Annotated in this window: 14 protein-coding genes; all 14 read left to right on the forward strand. The window is 53.5% G+C overall.

What is annotated here, in order from left to right:
- Positions 1-36: 36 nt before the first annotated feature.
- The 14 genes from ACX93W_RS10955 (at position 37) to iolG (ending at position 24,382) form a co-directional block, all read left to right on the forward strand.
- Positions 37-2,352: an FAD-dependent oxidoreductase gene (locus ACX93W_RS10955; protein ID WP_459392411.1), complete on the forward strand. Its 2,316-nt coding sequence runs from the start codon at positions 37-39 to the stop codon at positions 2,350-2,352.
- Positions 2,353-2,647: 295 nt separating this feature from the next.
- Positions 2,648-3,550, forward strand: a complete 903-nt coding sequence (locus ACX93W_RS10960; RefSeq protein WP_459392412.1) for a LysR family transcriptional regulator — start codon at positions 2,648-2,650, stop codon at positions 3,548-3,550.
- A 749-nt stretch (positions 3,551-4,299) separates the two neighbouring features.
- Complete coding sequence (gene metE / locus ACX93W_RS10965; protein WP_459392413.1) at positions 4,300-6,591, forward strand: 5-methyltetrahydropteroyltriglutamate--homocysteine S-methyltransferase; 2,292 nt, start codon at positions 4,300-4,302, stop codon at positions 6,589-6,591.
- 278 nt (positions 6,592-6,869) lie between these two features.
- Positions 6,870-9,134, forward strand: a complete 2,265-nt coding sequence (locus ACX93W_RS10970; protein ID WP_459392414.1) for a helix-turn-helix domain-containing protein — start codon at positions 6,870-6,872, stop codon at positions 9,132-9,134.
- A gap of 217 nt (positions 9,135-9,351) precedes the next feature.
- Positions 9,352-10,974: an extracellular solute-binding protein gene (locus ACX93W_RS10975; protein ID WP_459392415.1), complete on the forward strand. Its 1,623-nt coding sequence runs from the start codon at positions 9,352-9,354 to the stop codon at positions 10,972-10,974.
- 115 nt (positions 10,975-11,089) lie between these two features.
- Complete coding sequence (locus ACX93W_RS10980; RefSeq protein ID WP_459392416.1) at positions 11,090-11,992, forward strand: ABC transporter permease; 903 nt, start codon at positions 11,090-11,092, stop codon at positions 11,990-11,992.
- Positions 11,993-12,053: 61 nt separating this feature from the next.
- The gene (locus tag ACX93W_RS10985) at positions 12,054-12,926 is read left to right on the forward strand and encodes a carbohydrate ABC transporter permease (protein WP_459392417.1); all 873 of its coding nucleotides are present in this window, start codon (positions 12,054-12,056) and stop codon (positions 12,924-12,926) included.
- A gap of 145 nt (positions 12,927-13,071) precedes the next feature.
- Positions 13,072-14,829, forward strand: coding sequence for a hypothetical protein (locus ACX93W_RS10990; protein ID WP_459392658.1), 1,758 nt, complete (start codon positions 13,072-13,074; stop codon positions 14,827-14,829).
- A complete protein-coding gene (locus ACX93W_RS10995; RefSeq protein ID WP_459392418.1) occupies positions 14,826-17,060 on the forward strand; it encodes a glycoside hydrolase family 88/105 protein in 2,235 nt (744 codons plus the stop codon). Before ACX93W_RS10990 ends, ACX93W_RS10995 begins: the two co-directional genes overlap by 4 nt.
- Positions 17,061-17,424: 364 nt before the next feature.
- Positions 17,425-19,290: a 3D-(3,5/4)-trihydroxycyclohexane-1,2-dione acylhydrolase (decyclizing) gene (gene iolD, locus ACX93W_RS11000; RefSeq protein WP_459392419.1), complete on the forward strand. Its 1,866-nt coding sequence runs from the start codon at positions 17,425-17,427 to the stop codon at positions 19,288-19,290.
- Positions 19,291-19,334: 44 nt separating this feature from the next.
- Positions 19,335-20,240 (forward strand): myo-inosose-2 dehydratase, encoded by a 906-nt coding sequence (gene iolE / locus ACX93W_RS11005; protein ID WP_459392420.1) that lies wholly within the window; start codon positions 19,335-19,337, stop codon positions 20,238-20,240.
- 548 nt (positions 20,241-20,788) lie between these two features.
- On the forward strand, positions 20,789-21,787 hold the full coding sequence (gene iolC, locus ACX93W_RS11010) for a 5-dehydro-2-deoxygluconokinase (protein ID WP_459392421.1): 999 nt from the start codon (positions 20,789-20,791) through the stop codon (positions 21,785-21,787).
- A gap of 18 nt (positions 21,788-21,805) precedes the next feature.
- Complete coding sequence (locus ACX93W_RS11015; RefSeq protein ID WP_459392422.1) at positions 21,806-23,263, forward strand: CoA-acylating methylmalonate-semialdehyde dehydrogenase; 1,458 nt, start codon at positions 21,806-21,808, stop codon at positions 23,261-23,263.
- Positions 23,264-23,344: 81 nt separating this feature from the next.
- Positions 23,345-24,382: an inositol 2-dehydrogenase gene (iolG, locus tag ACX93W_RS11020; RefSeq protein ID WP_459392423.1), complete on the forward strand. Its 1,038-nt coding sequence runs from the start codon at positions 23,345-23,347 to the stop codon at positions 24,380-24,382.
- The last annotated feature ends 18 nt before the right edge of the window (positions 24,383-24,400 follow it).

Below are 24,400 nucleotides of genomic sequence, written 5' to 3' on the forward strand. Positions count from 1 at the left end.
CTTATAGGTTTATTCTAATAAAGGAGATGTTGTTAGATGAAAAATGTGACAGAACGTTATGAGGTTGTTGTATGCGGCGGGGGATTGGCCGGTTTTTGCGCGGCGGTGGCTGCGGCGAGATCGGGGGCAAGCGTATGCTTGATTCAGGACCGGCCGGTGTTTGGCGGAAACAGCTCGTCGGAAATTCGGGTAACTCCGCATGGAGCCGCCGCATTCCACAACTATGCCCGTGAAACGGGCATTATATCGGAGCTGCTGATTGAAGAAAGAGCGCTTAACCATGAGAAAATCCGTGAAAACGGCTGGACCAACAGCGTATGGGATTTGACGATGTACAACATGGCGGTGAATACGCCCAATTTAACCTTCCATCTCAACACGTCCATTGTTGAGGTCGAACAGGATGGTAAAGGGAAGCTGACGGCCGTTTCGGGCCGTGTGGCCGGGGCGGAAACGCTGTTGAAAATCCAGGGCGATGTGTTTATCGATTGCACGGGCGATGCCGTTGTTTCCGATATGGCGGGTTGCGAGTGGCGCTGGGGCTCCGAAGGCCGCGACGAGTTTAATGAGCCGCATGCGCCGCTGGAGGCAAGCGATGCAACAATGGGGAATTCCATTCATTTTCGGGCGAAGGATATGGGGCGACCGGTGCCGTTTGCCGCTCCCGACTGGGCGGTGAGCTACGATGATCCCGATTTTTTCGACAAACAGGGACGTATGGTGTACGACATCGAAGCGGGCTACTGGTGGATCGAGATCGGAGTACCGTGGAATACGGTTTACGACAATGAAACGATCCGTCATGAACTGACCCGCCATACGCTGGGCATTTGGGACTGGATCAAAAACAAGGACCCCAAGCTGAAGGAGCAGTCCAAAAATCTGGCGCTTGACTGGATCGGCCAAGTGCCGGGCAAGCGGGAAAGCCGCAGAGTGATGGGGCAATACCTGATGACGGAGCACGACCCCTTAAACCGTACGGTGTTTCCCGATGAAATCGCATTTGGGGGATGGTTTATCGATTTGCATACCCCGGGCGGCCTCCTGGCCCCTACGGCGGAACCGGCCAGCGCGGAAGGTTACACGGAAACGACGGAATACGCGGTCAAAAGCTACTGCGGTCCTTACGGCATCCCGCTGCGGATATTGATTGCAAAGGATGCCGACAATTTGCTGTTGGCTGGCCGCAACGTCAGCGTGACGCATGCGGCGCTTGGCACGGTCCGCGTCATGGCGACCACCGCCTTGATGGGACAGGCGGCGGGAACGGCGGCGGCAATGGCGCTGCAAAAGGGCATTCCGCTGAAGGAGCTTCCGGAAAAAGCGGCAAAGGAGCTGCAGCAAAAGCTGCTGCGCGACGGCTGCTTCCTGCCCAATGTCGTTAACGAGGACCCGGATGATTTTGCACGGGAGGCAAAGGTTACGGCCAGCAGCCAGGAGCTTCTTCATGGAGCCGGACCGGAAAGCGTTGACCATACGGGAGGGCTGGAATCTGCATGGAACCGTAACAACCCGGCAGCTCCGCCTGAACCTCTGGATCACCGCCGGGGTCAATGGATTGCGGTTGGAAGAGACGGGATTGCACATCTGGAGGTTTGCTTGAGCAATGACAGCGACATCATCCAATCCCTTGACTTAAAGCTGGTGCCAGTGGATCACATCTGGGATTATCGCGTGGATACAGGAACTGTTCTCGCAACCCACAGGCTGGATATACCGCCACGGTCGGCTAAAGAGTGGGTGCGATGGGAGCTTAATCTGGGTGAAGGAAGCGGCTTGAAGCCGGGATCATATGTGAGGCTGGATCTGCTGCCGAATCCAAACGTGCAATGGCATTCCGCAGGCGCATTTGTGCCGGGACATCCTTCCGCCTACGAAATCGGAGCCGGTCGGATGAGACGTTACTCGGGAGACGGCTCCACGATGAGCTATCGGGTTTCGCCGCCGCAGGGCTGCTACGAGCCGGGCAATGTCATCAGCGGCGTCACTCGACCGCATCGGTATACCAATGTTTGGCGGTCGGACGGAAGCCAGCCGCTCCATCAATGGCTGCAGCTGGACTGGGAGGATGCACGGAAGCTGCGTGAGGTGCACTTCACCTTTCCGGGACATCTGCGCACGGAATATCATCGTTACGCGCCGTTTTATCGCGATCCGCAATGTCCAAAGGATTATGTGATCGAAGCGTGGATTAATGGGGAATGGGAGGTCGTGGCCAAAGAACGGGGCAATTACCAGCGGCTGAGAGTTCATCGGCTTGAAGCGCCGGTAGTTACGGATGCCATTCGCATCGTTATCCAGGCGACCAACGGCGACGCCTCGGCAAGCATCTACGAGGTTAGATGTTATTAGTAAACCAATAGCGTCATGAAGTTTTTTTCTTAGGAAGGCCGCTTGCACCGGAACGGAGTGTTTGTACGCTTCCCTCCCCGGAGCAAAGCGGCCTTTTTTTCTTGGGATCACAACGTTTCCCGGAATTTTGCTCCAGTGGTATAATGGGAAACAACATGTACATGGGGAGAGGAACGGGGATGATGATTCATTATTTGCAGCATGCGCCCTTTGAAACGCCGGAGCGGATTTTGACCCGTGATTCCGTTGCGCATTTCACCCGCAGCGATGCCCAGTGGCAAAGGAGCGGTGGAGCATGACGCTTCAACAATTGCGGTATGTAATCGAGGTTGCGACGAGGGGCTCCATGAACGAAGCGGCCAAACGTTTGTTTATTTCCCAGCCCAGCTTGTCGAGCGCAATCAAAGAGCTGGAGGAACAGATCGGGCTAACCATTTTTGAACGGACGAACAAAGGCATTTCCTTGACCAAGGACGGGGCGGAATTTCTGGGTTACGCGCGCCAAGTCATCGAACAAGCGGAGCTGCTGGAGAGCCGGTATCTGAACGCCAAACCCGCGCCGCAGCATTTTTCCGTTTCAACCCAGCATTATGCCTTTGCCGTCAACGCCTTCGTAAAGCTTGTGGCGGAGCACGGACACGACGAATACGAATTGGCGCTGCGCGAAACGAAAACCCATGAGATCATTCAGGATGTAAAAACTCAGCGGAGCGAAATCGGTATTCTCTACGTCAACGAATTTAACTCCAAAGTAATAAACCGCCTGCTCAAAAATGCCAATTTGACGTTTACCAGCCTGTTTAAGGCGCGGGCCCATATTTTTATCAGCGTCAAAAATCCGCTTGCTCAGCATGCCAGCGTGACGCTGGACCAGCTTCAGGAGTATCCGTATCTCTATTTTGAGCAGGGAGAATACAACTCCTTTCATTTTTCGGAAGAAATATTAAGCACGTTGTCCCATCGCAAAAGCATCTGCGTCAACGACCGGGCCACATTATTTAATTTGCTGATTGGACTTAACGGCTACACGATCTCTACAGGCGTATTAAGCGCCGATTTGAACGGCAATGAAATTATCCCGATTCCGCTGGAAAGCGACGAAAGCATTCATGTTGGCTGGATCGCCCACCGGAACGCGGCGCTTTCCAAGCTGGGGGCGGCCTACATCGAAGCGCTACACGAAACCCTGGCGCTTTGAGAGGATGTTCAAAAAGTCCGCTTTCCAATACGGGGCATGACTAGCGTCATGGCCGGCGTCGAATATGGCATTCAGCCGAAATCTCCGGTCCTCACGTAGCTATCACTACGCTCCGGTCCTCGATTTCTAGCTTCTTGCCATCTTCTTGGTACTGAAAAGCGAACTTTTTGAACTTTCATTTTATGAGGATGTTCAAAAAGTCCGCGTTCCATTACGGGGCATGACTGGCGTCATGGCCAGCGTCGAATATGGCATTCAGCTGAAATAAGCGTATGCTTACGAAGCATGTTTCCTCCGGAAACATTGGAGGTGCTCACTTAGCTTACACTAAGCTCCGCTCCTCGATTTCTAGCTTCTTGCCATCTTCTTGGTACTGAAAAGCGAACTTTTTGAACTTTCATTTTGAGAGGTAGTTCAAAAAGTCCGCTGAGCTACATAATGAGTCAATGCCATGCCTGCCCGTCTTTGGGCAGGTTTTTTGGCATCTTTTCCGATATAGCTTTTGGCTATAACCAGCAATAGCTAATGAGTGTTACTTTATACCCTTTCCCGTATGGTATCTTCTTCTTGCAAGCATTTAAGCTGTAGAAATAAGTTGGACAATAGGAACAAGCGGCAGGCTAGAGTATGAATGGTTCTGTAGAAAAGCATATGCTTGGAAGAACTTTTCACATGTCGGCCCCTCTTCGCTGAAATTATTTATTCAACTTATATAGATCAATTACATTTGAACAGGGAGAGATTACCATATGAAAAGCGGCAACCTGGGTTATCCCCGCATCGGGCGGAACCGTGAATGGAAAAAAGCATTAGAGGCATTTTGGAGCGGCAAGCTTAACGAACAGGATTTTCACGCGGAGCTGAAAGGCATTCGCCTGGGCAATCTGAAAACGCAGCAGGAGCGCGGCATCGACATTATTCCGGTTGGCGATTTCACTTACTACGATCATGTGCTGGACACCTCCTCCATGTTCGGCCTGGTACCATCGCGTTTCCAATATGACGGCGGAGTGCCAAGTCTGGAGCTGTATTACGCCCTTGCACGCGGAAATAAAGAAGCAACGGCATGCGAAATGACCAAATGGTTCAACACCAACTATCACTATATCGTGCCGGAGCTTGGCGGCATTGAACCAAAGCTGACGATCAACCGCCCTCTGGCAGCATACCGCGAAGCAAAAGCGGAGCTTGGCATCGACGGCCGCCCGGTGCTGCTGGGCCTGTACACCTTTCTTAAATTGTCCAAAGGATATGGACAGGAAGAGCTGGAGAACTGGATCGGCAAGCTTCTTCCGCTGTATAGCCAAATCCTGAGGGAACTGGCGGAAGAAGGCGTTCAATGGGTCCAAATCGATGAGCCTATTTTGGCCACGACGCTTGGCGACCGCGACCTGGAGCTGATCGCTTCGCTCTACGGTGAATTGGCGAAAGCTGCGCCGGGTCTCAACATCCAGCTTCAAACCTACTTTGAAGCGGTCGACTACTACGAGGCCGTAACGGCTTTGCCGGTACAAGGCATCGGACTTGATTTTGTCCATGACGGCGGGCGCAATCTGGAATCCGTCATTAAACATGGCTTCCCTGCCGACAAAGTGCTTGGAGCCGGCTTGATCGACGGAAGAGGCATCTGGAGAGCGGATCTGGGTGAAAAGCTGGAGCTGCTGGGCAAGCTGGCGGGCATTGTATCCCCGGATCGCATCGTCGTACAACCTTCCAGCAGCCTGCTGCACGTGCCGGTAAGCGCGGCGGCAGAACACGGCTTGGACTCCGTGCTGCGCGAGGCGCTGGCTTTTGCAGAGGAAAAGCTGACCGAAATCGCCGTATTGGCTAAAGGCGGCCAAGGGGGAGCCGAAGCTGTTGCAGGCGAAGTGGCGGCTAGCAAAGCAAGCCGCGATGCGCTGAACCAATCGCCTTCCCGCGCTCGAAGCGAAGTTCATCGCCGCATTGCGGAACTGGACTCGCAGCCTTCCGCGAGACCAAGCTATACAGCAGTTCGTAGCGCGGCGCAGCGCAAGCGCTGGAATTTGCCGCTGCTGCCGACAACAACAATCGGAAGCTTCCCGCAAACGCCGGAAGTGCGCAGCGCACGTCAAAAATGGCGCAAGGGCGAGTGGAGCAACGAGCAATATGAAGGTTTCGTCAACGAGCAGATCCAAACCTGGATCTGCATTCAAGAGGAGCTTGGCCTGGATGTGCTTGTGCACGGCGAGTTCGAACGCAATGACATGGTTGAGTTTTTTGGTGAAAAGCTGGACGGGTTTGCGTTTACGTCGGGCGGCTGGGTTCAATCGTACGGTTCACGCTGCGTAAAACCGCCGATTATTTTCGGCGACGTGGAGCTGCCTGCGCCGATGACCGTGACGGAAACGGTTTATGCGCAATCCTTGACCAAGCTACCGGTAAAAGGCATGTTGACAGGACCGATTACCATTCTGAACTGGTCCTTTGTACGGGATGACAAGCCGCGCGAGGAGGTTGCTTACCAGATCGCATTGGCGCTTCGGGAAGAGGTTGAGGCTTTGGAGGCCGCTGGTATCGGCATGATCCAGGTGGATGAGCCGGCAATGCGCGAGGGACTTCCGCTCAAGCGCGAATATTGGGGCCATTACCTGGACTGGACGGTCAAAGCGTTCCGCTTGTCCACTTCCACAGTGAAGGACGAAACGCAAATCCATACTCATATGTGCTATAGCGAATTCCATGATATCATCGAATCCATCAGCGCTTTGGACGCTGACGTCATCTCCATTGAAACATCGCGCAGTCATGGCGAGCTGGTTGGCAGCTTCGAGGAATTCACATATGACAAGGAAATCGGCCTTGGCGTCTACGACATCCATAGCCCGCGCGTTCCTTCCGTCGACGAGATGACCTCCATGATCGACCGCGCTTTGCGCGTATTGCCGCCGGAGCTGTTCTGGATCAATCCGGACTGCGGCCTGAAAACGCGCAAACAGGAAGAAACCGTAGCCGCGCTTCGCATCATGGTTGAAGCGACGGTAAAAGCTCGTGAGAAATATACCGTTAGCGCCAAAGGCTAAGACTCTAAAGACATAACATGCACCCCATATAGCGGATATCGGAAATCAACATGATGTTGAACCGGCTTCCGCTAGAAATGGGGTGTTTTTTCATGAGCGGCAACTCCAGTCACGCGCACGCCTTTATGTTCACATTTTTGCAGGCGGCTCCATCCTGACGTTCGGCGTTATGCTCAGTATTTTTTCCATTGAAACGAATGAGAATATTGGTTAGAATAGAGCGTGAAGGTAAGCGCTTACCCTTATTGGTAAGCGCTTACAACAATGGAGGTGCCGCAATGAATAAAAACTGGTTCAGGAGATTGTTTTTTTCCTACTTTCCGATATTTCTGTTTACCGTTACGATTCTTGTTTTTATCTCCTTTATTATGCTTAATGATATCTCTCACAAAGAAACCATCAAAGCGGACCGTACCACAACCAACTATGCGGCGGATCGGATAACCCGCTCGCTGAAAGCTATTGAAATGGATATGCTGAGCGAGGTTCAAAAAAATAATAATTACCGGGAATTTCTGGAGCCCGAGAAGGCAAATGAAAACAGTCAGATCATATTCGATGTGGTGGCCAGCATGCGCGATATCGTGGCCAGCGATACGCTGATTGATTCCATGTACATTTACCGGATTAAGGACAAACAGGTGCTGACACGGAGCGGGCTTGTCAGCTGGGACTCTTTTGCGGATAAAGCCTTTATTGAACAGGCATTGGCCAACCCGGAATACGGCGGCTGGTCGGATATTCGCACGTACCACGAGCTGAAGCTGGAGCCGCAGCAGCGAATCATTTCGATGTATAAGCGGGAGCCGCTTCCTTTTGGCACAGATGGCATAGTCATCATTAATGTAAATATGTACGCGGTGGAGCAGATGCTTCGCACAATGATCAACGATGAAGTGTCGGTCCTTAATGTGCGGGACGGGAACGGGGAACTGCTGTTTTCCACCATAAGCGGAAGCGCGGAAGCAGACGGCAAACCGCCCAAGGTGCTAAATCGCGTTGAAGTGGACCTGCTGGGTTGGACTTTCGAAAGCGGCATCGTGACGGAGCAATTGTTTATGTGGCTGTCGCTGGTTTCGTATATTTGGGTCGGTATTGGCGTGTTGACGGTATTGTTTGCATCCTTGTATATCATTTACATCACGCGGAAAAATTATAAACCGATCCGGGTTATGATGAACCGGGTGGAGTCGGTCTCCTTGCGCAGCGGCACATTTGGCCAGAAGGTGGACGAACTTGCTTTTATCGATCATGCCTTGGAAAACCTGATTCAAAAAACGGAGGATTATGACAAGCAGCGCCATGAGAATTTGCTGGTCAACCGGCGGCAGCTATTTCATGATATCGTGCATGGCGAGCAGCTTGAAAAGGTAAAAGGGCGACTATGGAAGCTGGGATTGGTGCCGGAAGGGGTAACCCTGTCCAAAATGTCGTTTATTGTGGCGGAAATTAGCCAATACGGCGATTTTCGGAGCGATTTTTCCTCAAGGGACCAGCATGCGCTGAAATTTGCCCTTATGAATGTGATGCAGGAGCTGGCCCAAGCGGACGGCATGTACGGGCTAGCGGAGTGGGTATCCGAAAACCGGATCGGCATTATCGTTGGTTTCAGCGATGAGAATGCTCCTGCAAAAGATCAAATCACTGATTTCGCGCAAAAAGGAAACGGCTGGGTCAAGGATCATTTGCGCATGTCGCTGCTGTTTGGCATAGGGCCTGTCGTCCGAAGCTGGACCGAAATCGGGCAATCCTATTCCGCGGCGCTTGAAGCTCTGCAGCACAAAATGTCGCTTGGCGACCGGACGGTTTTCGCCAGCGACGAAATGCCGGGTCCTGGCAGCCGCAGCTGGTATGTTTACGTCCAGTCCGGCGCGGAGCTGGTGAGGGAATTCCGGCTTGCCGATGGCAGCTGGCGGAATTGCGCGGAGGCAATGTTCTGGCAGATGCAGCGGGATTGTCTGCGCGACACGGAAATTGTGATGCTTCTGGATACGACGCTGGAAATGCTGGCACGGGAAATGGACGGCATGTCCAGGGAATTGACGGCCCATTTTGAAGGAAAAGAAGCCGTGGACTGGCGGGCAGCGGTTGATGCCGCTTCAACGCTGGAAGGGTTAAAGTCGCTTTTCCTGGATCGCCTCACGGAAATTTACCGGACGTACGTTGCTTATAGCGAAACCAAAAACCATCGCGCCATGATTAACGAGATGCGATCTTATATTGAAGAAAACTTTGATAATCCCGATTTGTCCCTGAAGCATTTAAGCGATCGTTTTCAGGTATCCGCCAAATACGGCAGTTATCTCTTTAAGGAAGAGTTTAATATGAAGTTTGTTGATTTTCTGGTACAGCTGAGAATGGAGCGCGCGGAACAGCTTCTGGCGGATACGTCGGAGACGGTTCAGCAAATTGCATTGCGGGTTGGATACGCCAACTCCATTACCTTCGGAAGGGTCTTCAAGCGGCTGGTCGGGGTAACCCCGGGCGACTTCAGAAAACTGCAGATGAAACCCGGAAAAGCGCGCTACAACAGCATAATTTGAATTTGGTTTAGCATACGAAAAACGTTTATTCCCTTTATTTTCGCCCAAAAACGGCAAGGTTTATGGATCAGAAACTGGTTTATTGCGGCGCCCCGAACTTCCATGACATACTGTAGCCAATCCGATGACGACGTGAATCAAAGCAGATGTAAGCGTTGACATTAAACGCGTACGCCTCATCGGATGACCAACATCACATTATGAAGGGGTTGGAACAATGAACGGGAAGAAACGCAATGTATGGAGAAAAAAAGGGTCGGTTGCAGCTTTGATTTTGGCTTGTGCAATGGTGTTTACGGCATGCTCGTCCAATTCGGGCAGCAGCAGTGAACCGGGTTCATCAAACGGCGGAGAAAAGCCGGCTAAACGCGTAACATTAAAGATTGAAGTGTTCGACCGCGGCAATTCGCCGGCGGGAGTCACAATTACTAACAACTATTTAACCAATTATGTACAGGAAAGCTTTGGAGATCCCAACAACATTGACGTTGAATTTGTTCCGGTTCCGCGGTCCGAGGAAGTAGAAAAGCTGAACGTGCTGATGGCAAGCGGCTCCAATGTACCGGATATCGTGTTTACGTACGATCCCAACACATTTAACCGCTACGCCTCGCAAAAAGGCTTGACGGATGTAGGCGCGCTGCTGGATGAGCATGGCACAAAGCTTAAAGAGTTTATTGGCGAAGACGTATTGGCTTACGGCAAATACGACGGCGTTCAATATGCTATTCCGGCCAAACGCTCCAACATTGGCAAATATGCTTCCTTTATCCGCGAGGATTGGCTGAATACGCTGGGCATGGAGATTCCGCAAACAACAGATGAGCTTTATGAGGTATTGAAAGCGTTTAAAGAAAAAGATCCCGGCCAAACAGGCGGTCAAGTGATCCCGATGGGCATGACGATTGCAAACGCTCAATTCGAGCCGCTGCTCTGGTCGTTTATCAAGTCCATGACTGACGAGCAAAAATATACGCTTACCCAGCAGCTTGGTTCCAACGATTATCCAATCCTGCTTCCTGGCTTCAAGGATGGCTTGCAATTTATGAACAAGCTGTACAACGAAGGGTTGATCAGCAAAGACTTTGGCCTGGACAATGACAAGAAAAAGCTGGGCGAAGACGTGTCCAACGGAAAAATTGGTTTCTTCTCGGAGGATGACATTAACCCGTTCTATGAAAATCTTATGTATGATCTGCTGCAAACCAATATTCCGGGCGCCAAGCTGACGCCAATTGATGCGTTCACGAATGAAGAGGGCAAACATCCTAAACCGCTATATGCGGCAAACGGCATGTACATCATGATTCCAAAATCCAGCGAGCGCGCTGCGGAAGCAATTAAATACCTGGAGTGGATGGCTTCGGACGACCATTTGTTCCACATCCAAAACGGCATCGAAAACGAAAACTACAAGCTGGTCGACGGCATTGCGTTAGCAATGGATGATCAGCCTCAGGAAGTGCTTGACCGTCTGTACAACTCCGGCGACATGGGCATTATCTCCAACGGCAAGCAGCTAGGCAGCCAGGAGAAAAACCTCAAAGCTCGCGCTATGCAAATGCCAAGCAAGTTTTTTGCAGAAGTTGAAGCAGCGCAACAAATCGCACATACGGACGGTATCGAACCGCTTCTGATGTCGAAACCAATTGAAGCGCAGACCAAATACGCAACAACGCTTAAAGATAAGTTCAACGAGATTATTGTAAAAACGACGATGGCTAAGCCTGATCAATTCGAAAGCATTTACGAATCGATGATGAAGGATTATATGGCAAGCGGCGGCCAGGCCATTCTGGACGAGCGTACCGAGGTTTACAAGGAAATGCAGTCCAAATAAAGAGATTGGCCCGATGCGGGGGAGCATGCTTTAGTTGAGCATGGTTCCGGGGCTCAGGTCTAAAAGACCGGAGGCCTCGGCTCCGCCGCCCGGCGCCATCAGGGAGGAAACCGCCGTGCGTACAACTTCTTATCTGCTTCGATACTGGCAGCTTTATGCACTGCTATTGCTGCCGATTTCCTATTTTTTGATTTTCAGATATGGTCCCATGTACGGGATTCAAATTGCGTTTAAGGATTTTAACTTCTTCCAGGGCATCGGGGGAAGCGAGTGGATTGGTCTGGAGGCGTTTAGGGAAGTATTTGGGATGAAGGATTTTTATCTGACGCTTCGCAATACACTGATGTTGAACTTTCTGGATCTGCTGATCTCTTTTCCGGCACCTCTGTTTTTAGCGATTTTGCTCTATGAAATGAAAATGGTATGGTTCAAAAAACTCTCTCAAACGATTCTCTACATTCCCCATTTCATTTCCTGGGTTATTATCGGGGGGATCGTATATCAGGTGTTCGGCACCCAATCGGGCATGATCAACAACCTGATTACCGGACTTGGCTTTGACGCCGTGCCGTTCCTTACCAGCAAAAATGAATGGCTGATTACGTACCTGCTGGTTGGCGTGTGGCAAAGCGCAGGCTGGGGAACGATTATTTATTTGGCGGCGCTGACGGGCATCAACAAGGAATTGTTCGAAGCGGCGGGAATCGACGGCGCGGGACGACTGAAGCAAATTTGGCATATTACGCTGCCGGGGCTGAGATCAACAATTGTGGTGCTGCTCATTATCAACCTTGGGCACATGATTACGATCGGTTTTGACCGCCCTTACGTGATCGGGAATTTGGCGGTTCGCGAATACGCGGATGTGCTCAGTACCTTTGTATACCGGGTGGGCATTCAGTCCGGCCAATATACGCTTGCCACAGTTGTTGGGCTTTTCCAGGCGGTTGTAGGTCTGATCTTTGTATTAGGCGCCAACTATACGTCCAAAAAGCTGACCGACGAAGGCATTATGTAATCTGAAAATAAACAGGAGGCACCCTCCTGATTAAGCTGATATGGAGAGGAGCGGGAGAATCGTGAAAGCTCAAACCGCCGATCGGACGTTTAATACCGCCAATTTTATCATACTCTTATTAACTACCTTGGTTTGTTTGGCTCCTTTTGTGCATATTTTTGCGGTTTCCCTCAGCTCGCCGGGAGCCATAACCTCCGGCAAGGTAAGCTTGCTTCCCGTCGAGGTAAATTTTGAGGCGTATTCCAAAGTCTTTACCAATGCGGCTATGATCCGTTCCTTGGGTTTTACTGTGGGGCTGACTTTATTGACGACGGCGCTGTGCATGCTAATGACCATCGCAATTGGATATCCGTTGTCCAAGAAGAAGCTGAAAGGCCGCAAATGGATTATGCTGCTGGTTGTCATTACGATGTTTTTCAGCGGAGGTATTATCCCGGAATACATTTTGATCCGAAATCTGAACCTGCTGGATACGATTTGGGCGCTGGTTCTTCCGGGATTGATCAATCCTTTTTATCTCATTATATTAGTCTCGTTTTTCAACAACATCCCGGAAAGCCTGGAGGAATCTGCTGAAATCGACGGCAGCAGCCATTTCCGAACGCTGATGAGCATCATGCTCCCATTGTCCATGCCGGTAATTGCGACGCTGAGTCTATTTTATGCAGTTGCCCGTTGGAATGGCTTCCAGGATACGCTGATGTACATTACGAAACCGGAGCTTTATCCGCTTCAGCTAAAGCTTTATCAGATGATCCAGAACAACATGATTACCGACCTGCTGCAAAATGAAGGCTCGCAGATTACAACTATGGTGCCGGAAGGACTGAAGGCGGCAAGCGTCATTTTTGCAACGGTGCCGATCCTGATCGTCTATCCGTGGCTCCAGCGCTATTTTGTAAGCGGCGTCATGTTAGGCGCTGTCAAAGGTTGAGCTTGGGATAGAGGTATGGCAGAGACGGTAGAGGCTGAGACAGATGCTAGCATTGTTGCTAGTGGAAATGCTTCGGTATTCAATCGAAGCAAGGCTGCCAGCTTGGGGTTTGGGATGAAAGATGGAGGAGTGGAGCGTTGTGAGCATGTACGACAAGCTAGTCATACGAAATGACGACTGGGCGCTGGAAGGATTGAAGCGGCAGGTCCAGGAGGAGGGGTTGTTTTTTGGCGGCGTGACAGAACCCGCAACCGGGTTGCCATCGCCGAGCCATTTGGGGACGGCGATGCATCTGGCGATTTGGGCAACCGCGATTGTTAATCCGGATTCTTCGTTGTACCGCAGCAAGGAGCTCCTGGCCGGAATGGAACGGGGAATAGAATACATGCTGGCCTCCCAGCATGAAGACGGCACGATATCCCCGCCTTGGACCAATATGCATTCTCCGCCGGACACCGGGTTTGTGATTGGCGGTCTTGCGCAAGTGCATGAGCTGTTGGCGCGGGAGGATTGGCCGCCGCTTGCGGCCGCCACCAGCCAGCTGCGCCTCTTTCTGGAGAGAACGGTTCCCGCCATGCTGAGCGGCGGCTGCCATACGCCAAATCATCGCTGGATTTTGACGGCGGCGCTGGGATTTCTGCATAAGCTGACGGGGCGTGAAGAGCTGAGGGAACGTGCGCTGCAATGGCTTGCGGAAGGTTTGGACTGCACGGAGGACGGAGAGTGGACGGAACGAAGCAACGGCATCTACAATGCCGTAAGCGATATTGCGCTTATCTATACGGCTGAGCAGTTGGAAATGCCGGAGCTGCTGGAGCCCGTTCGCCGCAATTTGCGAATGATGTCATATCTGCTTCATCCAGACGGCGAGGTGGTTACGGATTATTCCGGACGGCAGGATTTTGGCGTAAAGCATCATTTTGGACCGTATTTCCTGGCTGCACGCTGGTTGGCGGAGCATGACGGCGATCCGTTGTTTGCCGCGATGTCCGAGCTGGCGGGAGAACTGCTGGACCATCCCGGCGGCTTGCCCAACAACGTGCTGGTTGGCCTATTGCGATTGCCAGGGCTGAAGGATCTCACCGTCACACCGGCTCCGCTGCCGGAAGTTTATCGGGTTGTGCTGAACAAAGATTTTGACAGAGAGCATTATTTGAGCGGAATGGAGAAGGCGGGTCATGGCGGGGTGATCTACCACAGCCGGCTGCATCCCGAGTTCGGAGCGCCCGTTGCCCGGATACGAGACGGAGCGACCAGCGCAACCGTTATGACGGAAGGCACTTCTTTTTTTGCGCTGAGACATGGCGCGGCCAGACTGCTTGCCGTCCAGGCGGCATCCTCTTTTGGCCCCGGCTTCGTCAAAATGGGGACGCTGGAGGAAGGAGGAAGCGGCTATACCCTGAGGGCAAGCGAGAAAAAAGGGTATTATGGCCCCGTTGCGGGTGAGCATTTGCCCGACAGCTCGTCCGGTCGCATTAGTCCGTGGTATTTGTTTCCCCATCAGCTGAGGCCCGTCACGCATGAGCAAACGCATTTGGTAGAAGCCGTGGTTGATGAAACGGAGACGGGATGGACAATCAGGATTGCCTGCGGCAAGTCCGAACCTATGTTGACTCAGCTGTCGCTGGTGTTTGACGGAGGAGGAATACTTGGCGGTGAAGGGCTGGAGCCTGCCGGACCATCGTCCCGGTTATGGGCTTCCGGTATCGTCCGTTACAGCATGGGTGATGACTGGATTCAACTTGAAGGCGCTTCCAAGCGCCACGCGGCAATCGCTTTAAACAATGTTTCGTACCCGTCGGGATGTCAGACATTAGTAGTCAATTTGCTCACACCTTACGATCATACCATACACATCAGACTGTCAGGGAAAGGTGCGGGAAAGGAAGGGGAAGCGCAATGACCCGTTATCTGGAGCCGCGCGAAAGCGCGCGTTATTGGTTTGGCGAAGACGAAAAAGCTGTACTGGAGGTGCTGGCCGATCGCTATGTCGGCGCGAATCCTCGTATTCCGTTTGCCATGAGGTCCTTCTCCAAGGCCGGCTTTTTGCAAACCGGGGATGGACTGTACGAGATGGATTTGCAAGCCAGGATGCCTGAAGCCGGTGACGGCGCTTACGGGTACATGTACGGACTGGTGTGGAGTGACGACGAACGATCATTGGACGCCTTGCTGGAGTCCTTTGGTCCTGTTCGCTTTTATGTCAACGGAGAGTTGGCCTACCGTTCCACAGCGGTTGATGAGCTAAAGCCCGGCGCATACGCCGTTATTCCGCTGCTGCTGCAGAAGGGCTGGAATACGCTTCTGCTGGAGGCCAGGCGGACGGAAGCCGGTTTTGGCTGCCGTTTTGGCGCGGAGGAAGGGAAAGTAAGGATTCTTCAGGTGCTGGCCCCGTTCGCCAACCGCTCCGGCAGCGCAGGATGGGTATACGCGGGTCCCTTTAGCGAACCCCGATTCGGGGGAGCGCTTGGCGAGCCGGATTATGCCGTCAGCGAAGAGCAAAGCGGCGCAGAGTGGCTGCCGCGTCTCCAGTGGAAGCCGGAGGAAGCCGCGCTGAGCAATTTTGAGCGGGTATACAGGGAGGCGGAGGTTCCTTTTGCGGGTGCTGTAGGGTATGGCTGGAGCTCGGTAAACCTTCCTTATGGCTCGCGGGAAATTGTTCTCCGTGGAGAAGTTAAAGGGCCAACAACGATCTGGCTTGCCGGCGTTATGGTTGCCGATATCAAGGGTGCTGGAAGCTACAACGTTTCGGCTTCGGTCGAACCTGGCGCCGCACAGGTTTTTGTGAAAACAACAGGAAGCGGTGCTGGCTGGGGCTTTACGATGACTGCCGCTGCCCACGGGGCAGGTCAAGAGTTGGCGTTTAAGCTGCCGCTGCCGGTACACGGCCATGACGGAGCCTGGCTGCTGGCGGGACCCGTCGATCCTGCTTATGAATGCGAACCTGAAGCGGCATGCGCGGCATCGACCTTGTTTCCTTCCGCTATACGGGGTGGATTACTGTATTGGAGTCTCGATGCGCCGGATGTCAGGATGCGGCCATTTTACGAAAATGCGATGTTGAGCAACAAATGGACGACCGGATCGGCTACCAATTACGGGCGTTGGGATTATCCGCTTGGCGTCACGATGTACGGCTTGCTGCGCATGGGCCGTGAGCTGGGACGACAGGACCTGAGCGAATACGCGCTTTCGCATATCCGGGCTTGCACCGATATGCACGCCTATTCCTTATGGGACCGCGATGAATACGGTTTTCCGGCGATCAACCATCAGCTCGTCCTGATCAAAATGCTGGATAATTGCGGCTCGTTTGGTTCCGCCATGCTGGAGGCGCATCTGATGACCGGCGACCGAAGCTTCCTGACAATCGCCGACCGTATCGCAGAGTTTATGCTGGGCAAGCTGGAGCGGCGGGAAGACGGAGCATTTTACCGGCTGTGCCCCGGGGAATATTCCGCCAATACGATGTGGGCCGACGATTTGTACATGAGCGCGCCATTCCTGATCCGTTACGCAGAAGCAACCGGCAGGAGCGAGGCTCTGGACGAAGCAGCAAAGCAATTTCTTCTGTTCCGCAGCTATCTGCTAATGGAGCCTGAAGGGATGATGTCTCATGTATTTGATTTTAAATATGGAAAAGCAACCCGGATTCCATGGGGCCGAGGCAACGGCTGGTGCCTGTTTTCCCTGACGGAGCTGTTGGAGAAGCTCCCTGAGACCCACCATCTTCGCAGTGATTTGCTGGATATGCTGCATGAGCTGTGCGAAGGAATCGCGGCAGCGCAAGCAGAGTCGGGGTTATGGCATCAAGTGCTTAACCGGCGAGATGCCTACGAGGAAGCTTCCTGTACGGCAATGTTTGCTTACGCGTTTGCGAGGGGCGTCCGATTTGGCTGGTTGAAGGACCCGGACCGGTACACGGCTGCCGCGCTAAAAGCATGGCTGGGATTAGCGGGAGAAGCCATCGACCGGAAAGGCAACGTGCATGGCGTATGCAGCGGCTCCAGATATTCGTATAGCGCGGACTATTACATGTATGACCTGCGTACAGTCGTCAATGACAACCATGGCATTGGCATTATGATGCTGGCGGGCGTAGAGATCAGCCTGCTGAAGAAGGCATTGGCTTAAAGGTACACAAATGAGCAGCATGGGGCGTTAGCCGCATGCTTGGCATTTAGCAGGTTAAGCGCTTACCCTGCTGGAATGGCGGACTAAATCGTTCAAACCTGAGACGCTTTTGATGCAGTCATGATGATTAGATAAGCCAAGAAGATTAGATATGCCAAGATGAAGATTGGGTCTCGATGAAGGATGGGTCGTGATGAAGGATTAGTGGATATAAATTCAACTATTGAACTGGATTTCACTAGTTGAACTTATATAGATGAATGGATGGTTAGCTGGAATGGAAAAGCAAAACCCGAACAGCATCAAGCGCAGACAGAAGAGGATGAGGCGAAGGTTACTATATGGGAGGAGGCAACAAAAGAGTATGAGCAAAACAAACACGGTCAGATTAACGATGGCACAGGCGCTGCTCAGGTTTCTGGACAATCAGTATGTGTCGGTCGACGGCAAGGAAACCAAATTTGTAAAAGGGATTATGGGGATTTTCGGACACGGCAACGTTACGGGAATCGGCGAAGCGCTGGAGCGGGACGGAGGAGATCTTCGTTACATTCAGGGCAAAAACGAACAAGGCATGGTGCATGCGGCGGCGGCTTTTGCCAAACAATCCGGCAGGCTGCAAATTTACGGCTGCACTTCCTCTATCGGTCCCGGAGCGCTGAACATGGTTACGGCGGCGGCTACGGCAACGGTCAACCGCATTCCGGTGCTGCTGCTGCCAGGCGACAATTTTGCCTGCCGCCAGCCGGACCCCGTGCTGCAGCAGCTTGAGGTGCCAAGCGATTATACCATTTCGGCAGCCGACGCTTTCCGTCCGGTCAGCCGGTATTGGGATCGCGTCGTTCGCCCGGAGCAGCTGATGAGCGCGGCTTTGCAGGCGATGCGCGTATTGACCGATCCCGCGGAGACAGGAGCGGTGACGCTGGCGCTGCCGCAGGACGTCCAGACAGAGGCATATGATTACCCGGCCGCGTTTTTTGCAAAACGGGTGCACATCATTGACCGACGCCCGGCTTCTCCGGCGCAGGTTGAACGCGCGGCGGAGCTTATCGCCGGCAAACGCAGGCCGCTTATTATTGCGGGCGGCGGCGTCCTGTATTCAGGAGCGGAGAAGGAGCTGCAAGCTTTTGCCGAAGCGTTCGGCATCCCGGTAACCGAAACGCAGGCGGGAAAAAGCGTTTTGCCTTGGGACCATCCCCTTAATATGGGCGGCGTCGGCGTGACGGGAACGATGGCAGCCAACCGTCTCGCGCGGGAAGCGGACGTCATTATAGGCGTTGGCACGAGGTATTCCGATTTTACAACGGCTTCAAAATCGGCTTTTGGGCGAGAGGACGTACAGTTTGTTAATTTGAATGTAAGCGCCTTCGATTCCTTTAAGCTGGATGGCTTGTTTATTACGGCGGATGCGCGCGAGGGGCTCGACGCCTTGAAGGCGGCATTGACGGAGGCATCGTATCGGAGCGGCTACGGCGATGGCGAATTGTCCGGCTTGAAGTCGGAGTGGGATCGGGAAGTAAACCGTCTCTATGCTCTGGAAGCGGCGGAGGGATTGGCGCAAACCCATGCGCTTGGCGTCATTAACGAAAGCTTGCAGCCATCCGACGTAGTCGTCTGCGCGGCAGGCAGCTTGCCGGGCGATCTTCACAGGTTATGGCGCGCGGCTGAGCCACGCTCCTACCATATGGAATACGGATTTTCCTGTATGGGCTACGAGGTTAGCGGGGCTTTCGGCGCCGCGTTGGCGGACCGCAACGTCTATGCGCTTGTGGGCGACGGCAGCTATCTGATGCTTCATTCCGAACTGGTCACAAGCCTTCAGGAAGGGGTCAAAATAACCGTTCTCCTGTTTGATAATCACGGCTTCCAATGCATCCATAATTTGCAGCGCGAGCACGGCAGCGACGGCTTCGGCAATGAATTCCGCTACCGTGACGGCAGCGACAGGTTAGACGGCGCTTATCTGCCAATCGACTTTGCCGCCCATGCCCGCAGCATGGGGGTAAAAGCATATACGGCTACGACCGAGGAAGAGCTTCGGTCGGCGCTGCAGCAAGCGAGCAAGGAAAGCACCAGCACGCTTATCGACATCAAAGTGCTGCCGGGCACCAATTCCGGCGGATACGAATCCTGGTGGCGGGTCGGCGTGCCGGAGGTTTCCGCAAGCAACAAGGTAGAAGCGGCTCATGAGCGGATGTCTAAGAGAAGCGGCGAGGCTCGCAGCTTGTAAGAGGGCAGCGAGCATGCGCGAGCGCAATAACGGGAGGGGAAAAAATGAGCAAGCCGTTTACATTCAAATTAGGCGCGCATCCCATTAATTGGGTCGGCGAGGATGTGCGCGAGCATGGCACGGATACGACGTATGAAACGATTCTTGATGATATCCGCAGGCTGGGCTTGACGGGAACGGAGATGGGACGCAAGTATCCGCAGGACATTGCGATGCTGAAGTCGGAGCTAGCGTCGCGGGGGCTTCAACTGGTTTCCCAGTGGAAGTCGGTCCTGTTCTCCGATCCGTCCTGGCGCGACCGGGAACTGGCGGCGTACCGCAGTCACGTTGAATTTCTCCATGAAATGGGGAGCACCGTGATCAGCACGGCTGAGGTAGGGGGTTCACTTCATTTTGATCCCCGCCGTACGCCAAATGAAAAAGAAGTGCTGCGACTCGACGAAGCGGGCTGGAGAAGCCTTGCGGAAGGCTTGAACGCTGCCGGGGCAATCGCTCGGGAATACGGCATGAAGCTGACGTACCATCATCACGGCGGCACCGTTGTGGAGAGCCCGGAGGAAATCGACAGGCTGATGGAGCTTACGGACCCGTCGCTTGTCTGGCTTCTGTACGATACCGGCCATGCCTATTACGGCGGCGGCGATCCCTTGAGCCTGCTGAGAAAACACTATGACAGGATCGGTTATGTGCATTTGAAGGATGTCAGGCAGGAGACGCTCGACGAGGCGCAGCGGGATGGGTGCGACTTCGTATCCTGCATTCGAAGAGGAGTGTTTACCGTGCCGGGAGACGGATGCCTGGATTTCGGCCCTATCATCGCGGAGCTTCAGGCAAGGGGATATGACGGCTGGGCGATGCTGGAGGGCGAGCAGGACCCGGCGCTTCACCCGCCATACCCATACGCGGAACGCGCGTTGCGGTATTTGAAAATGGTGGCGGCTCAAGCGTAATATTCGATGCTGAACGCAGAACGCAGAACGCAGAACGCAGAACGCAGAACGCAGAACGCAGAACGCAGAACGCTGAAATGCGAAATGTGAAGCGCTGAAATGTTGAATGCTGAGCGCAGAACGCAGAACGCAGTAACGTGAAATGCTGAAAAGCGAAATGCGAAATACTGAAATGCAAAATGTGAAGTGCTGAAATGTTGAATGCTGAACGCAGAACACTGAACGCTTGTAATTTCGCCAGTAAACCGCGCGACGGAAAAGGCTAGCTGACCTCTAATGAAAACACAAATCATAACACAAATCATAACGAATTCGGGGCACTCGTGCTGACGCAGAATTGTAACGGACAAAAATGGCCCTTAGAGCACGTTTCAGTCAATCCGACAGCTTTTAACGGTCAAATCTGTCCATTACAGCTTAAATGAAGCGAAAAAACGTTCATTTTATGGATCTAATGGTCAAAAATGACCGTTACAAATTGAAAGTTGCGTAATAGCGGGGCTAACGGACAGATGTGACCGTAAGGTTAAGAAAGGGAAGGTGACGGCATGATACAGTTTCCAACCGGCAAGCAAAGCGATTTTGTTGCGATCGGGCGTTTATGCATCGATCTGAACGCCAATGAAATCAACCGGCCCATGGAGGACACGGTTACGTTTACGAAATACGTCGGAGGTTCGCCGGCTAACATATGTATCGGAATGGCCCGTCTGGGGTTGAACGCCGGTTTTGTCGGCAAGGTGGCGGATGATCAGATGGGACGGTTTATCGTTCGGTATCTGGAGCAAAACGGTATCCAGACGGGAGGCGTCGTGACGGATCGGACGGGAGCGGTAACAGGTCTGGCGTTTACGGAAATCAAAAGCCCGAGCGAATGCAGTATTTTGATGTACCGGGATAATGTGGCGGATCTTCTGCTGGAGCCGAGCGAGGTGAACGAAGAGCTGATCGCGGGAACGAGGCTGCTGCTCATATCTGGCACGGCTCTGGCGCAAAGCCCTTCGCGGGAAGCGGTGTTCCAGTGTCTGGAATATGCCCGGAGACATGGCGTTGTTATTGCTTTTGATCTGGATTATCGGCCTTATACGTGGAAGTCGGACGAGGAAACGGCGGTATTCTATAATCTGGCGGCGGAGAAATGCGATATTATCATCGGCACGCGCGAGGAATTCGACATGATGGAGCAGTTTGGAGAAAATCCGGAACGCAGCGATGAGGTCACCGCGTCAAAATGGTTCGGCTACCGCGCAGGCATCGTGGTCATCAAACACGGCAAGGAAGGCTCCATCGCATATACCAGGGACGGGGAGAGCCATCGCGCGGACAGCTTCCAGGCGAAGGTCATCAAAACGTTTGGCGCGGGCGATTCCTACGCGGCCGGCTTTCTGTACGGCTTGATGCAGCAATGGAGCGTTTCGCAAAGCATGCGTTACGGAAGCGCGGCCGCCGCGATTGTTGTGTCCAGCCATAGCTGCTCCGACGCCATGCCGACGGCCAAGCAAGTGGATGATTTTATCGCGCAGGCGGAACAAGGGATCCAACCATAAGAAAGGGGAGAGTCAACAATGGCTAACAATCAAGCTCAAAGCATTAGCAACTTCATCGGAGGACAATGGGTGCCTTCTCGTTCGGAACGGAGCGAACCGGTTTATAATCCCGCAACTGGAGAAATCATCGCGCACGTGCCGTTGTCCAGTGCGGCCGAAGTAGATGAGGCGGTTCAGGCTGCGCGTAATGCGTTCCCTGGATGGAGCGGGACCGCCGTTCCCCGCCGTGCGCGGATTTTGTTCAAATACCAGCAGCTCCTGGTGGAGCATTGGGAAGAGCTGGCAAAAATCATCACGCTGGAAAATGGCAAAAGCTACACGGAAGCCCACGGAGAGGTATTGCGCGGCATTGAATGCGTTGAGTTTGCAGCCGGAGCGCCGTCGCTCATGATGGGCAAGGTGCTGCCGGATATCGCCACTAATGTGGAGTCCACGATGTACCGCTACCCCGTCGGCATTGTTGGAGGCATTACGCCGTTTAACTTCCCGATGATGGTTCCATGCTGGATGTTTCCGCTGGCGATTGCATGCGGCAACGTGTTTGTGCTGAAGCCTTCCGAGCGGACGCCGCTGCTCGCAAACCGTCTGGCGGAGCTGTTTGCGGAAGCAGGGCTGCCGGCTGGCGTGCTCAATGTGGTGCACGGCGCGCATGATGTGGTAAACGGCCTGCTGGAGCATAAGGACATCAAGGCGATTTCCTTTGTCGGCTCGCAGCCGGTAGCGGAATACGTCTACACAACCGGAACCGCCCATGGCAAAAGAGTGCAGGCGCTCGCAGGAGCCAAAAACCACTCCATCGTTATGCCCGACGCCGATTTGGATGGAGCGGTGCAGCAAATCGTCGGCGCGGCGTTTGGCTCCGCCGGAGAGCGCTGCATGGCTTGCGCGGTCGTGGTTGCGGTCGGAGATATCGGCGATGCTCTTGTCGCCAAGCTGAAGGAAGCCGCCGATGGCTTGAATATTGGCAATGGCATGGATGAAGGCGTGTTCCTGGGTCCCGTTATTCGGGAATCCCATAAGGAGCGTACGCTCAAATATATCGAAACCGGCGAAGGGGAAGGAGCGTTGCTCCTGCGTGACGGACGCAAGGATGCGGCGACGGAGGAGAAGGGATATTTTGTCGGGCCAACGATTTTTGACGGGGTCAGCAGCGACATGAAGATTTGGAAGGATGAAATTTTCGCTCCCGTCTTGTCCATCGTGCGCGTGGATTCGCTGGAAGATGCCGTTGAACTGGCCAACCGTTCTGAATTCGCCAACGGGGCTTGCTTGTTTTCGCAAAACGGCAGCTATGTGCGCCAGTTCCGCGAGAGTATAGATGCGGGCATGCTGGGGATCAATCTGGGCGTTCCGGCGCCAATGGCATTTTTCCCGTTTTCGGGCTGGAAAAAGTCGTTTTACGGCGATCTGCATGCCAACGGCACGGACGGCGTAGAGTTTTTTACCCGCAAAAAGATGGTTACGGCTCGCTGGTAGTTGTCGCTCCTTAACTAATTCACTCTTTTGCATCAAGTGGAGATACGAGAAATCATTGTAGATGAAATGGGGTTTATCATTATGGCAAAGGTGAAGATTGGCATTATCGGAGCGGGACGCATCGGCAGAATTCATGCGGAAAACCTGTTGAGACATCCTCATGCGCAGGTTGCGGGAATTAGCGATCCTTATGGAAATGACGAGCTGCGGGAATGGGCGGCGGAGCGAGGCATACCGGTTGTAACGCAGGATAGCGGCGAGCTGCTTGCCGCCCCCGGCATAGAGGCGATTTTTATCTGCTCGCCGACCGATACGCATGTTCCGCTGATCAAGCAGGCGGCGGCTGCGGGCAAGCATATCTTTTGCGAAAAGCCGGTGAGCATGAATCTGGCGCTAACAAAGGAGGCGCTTGAGGCGGCGGAGAAGGGCGGCGTTATCCTGCAAATCGGCTTTAACCGGCGGTTTGACCATAACTTCCGCAGAGTGCGGGAGCTGGTGCAGAATGGCGATATCGGCGATCCGCATCTGATCAAAATCACATCGCGCGACCCCGCGCCGCCCAGCGCGGAATATATCAAGGTTTCCGGCGGCTTGTTCATGGACATGATGATCCATGATTTTGATATGGCCCGCTACCTGTCGGGAAGCGAAGCCGTGGAGGTATTCGCCAGCGGCGCGGTGCTGGTGGACCCTGTATTCGCCCAGTATGGCGATGTCGATACAGCGGTCGTTACCATCACGTTTGCCAGCGGCGCGTTGGGCGTAATCGACAATAGCCGCAAAGCGGTGTACGGCTACGACCAGCGCGTAGAGGTATTTGGCTCCGGCGGCAGCGTTGCCGTCACTAATGACTACCCCAACAGCGCCGAGGTCCATACGGCGGATGGCGTTCGGCGCGACAAGCCGCTGCATTTTTTCCTGGAGCGGTACAATGGCGCGTATATCGACGAAGCGGCGCAGTTTATCAACAGCATCAAAGACGGCACCGCGGTGCCGGTGAGCGGGAAAGATGCTTATCAAGCGGAGTTGATGGCGCTTGCCGCCAAGCAATCGCTGCGTCTGGGCCGGCCCGTCAAGCTTACGGAGGCCGCGAAATCGATCATTGGTCAGCAAGCGTAAAAGCACAGCGGGCAGGGG

Source organism: Paenibacillus sp. CAU 1782, from assembly GCF_054551715.1.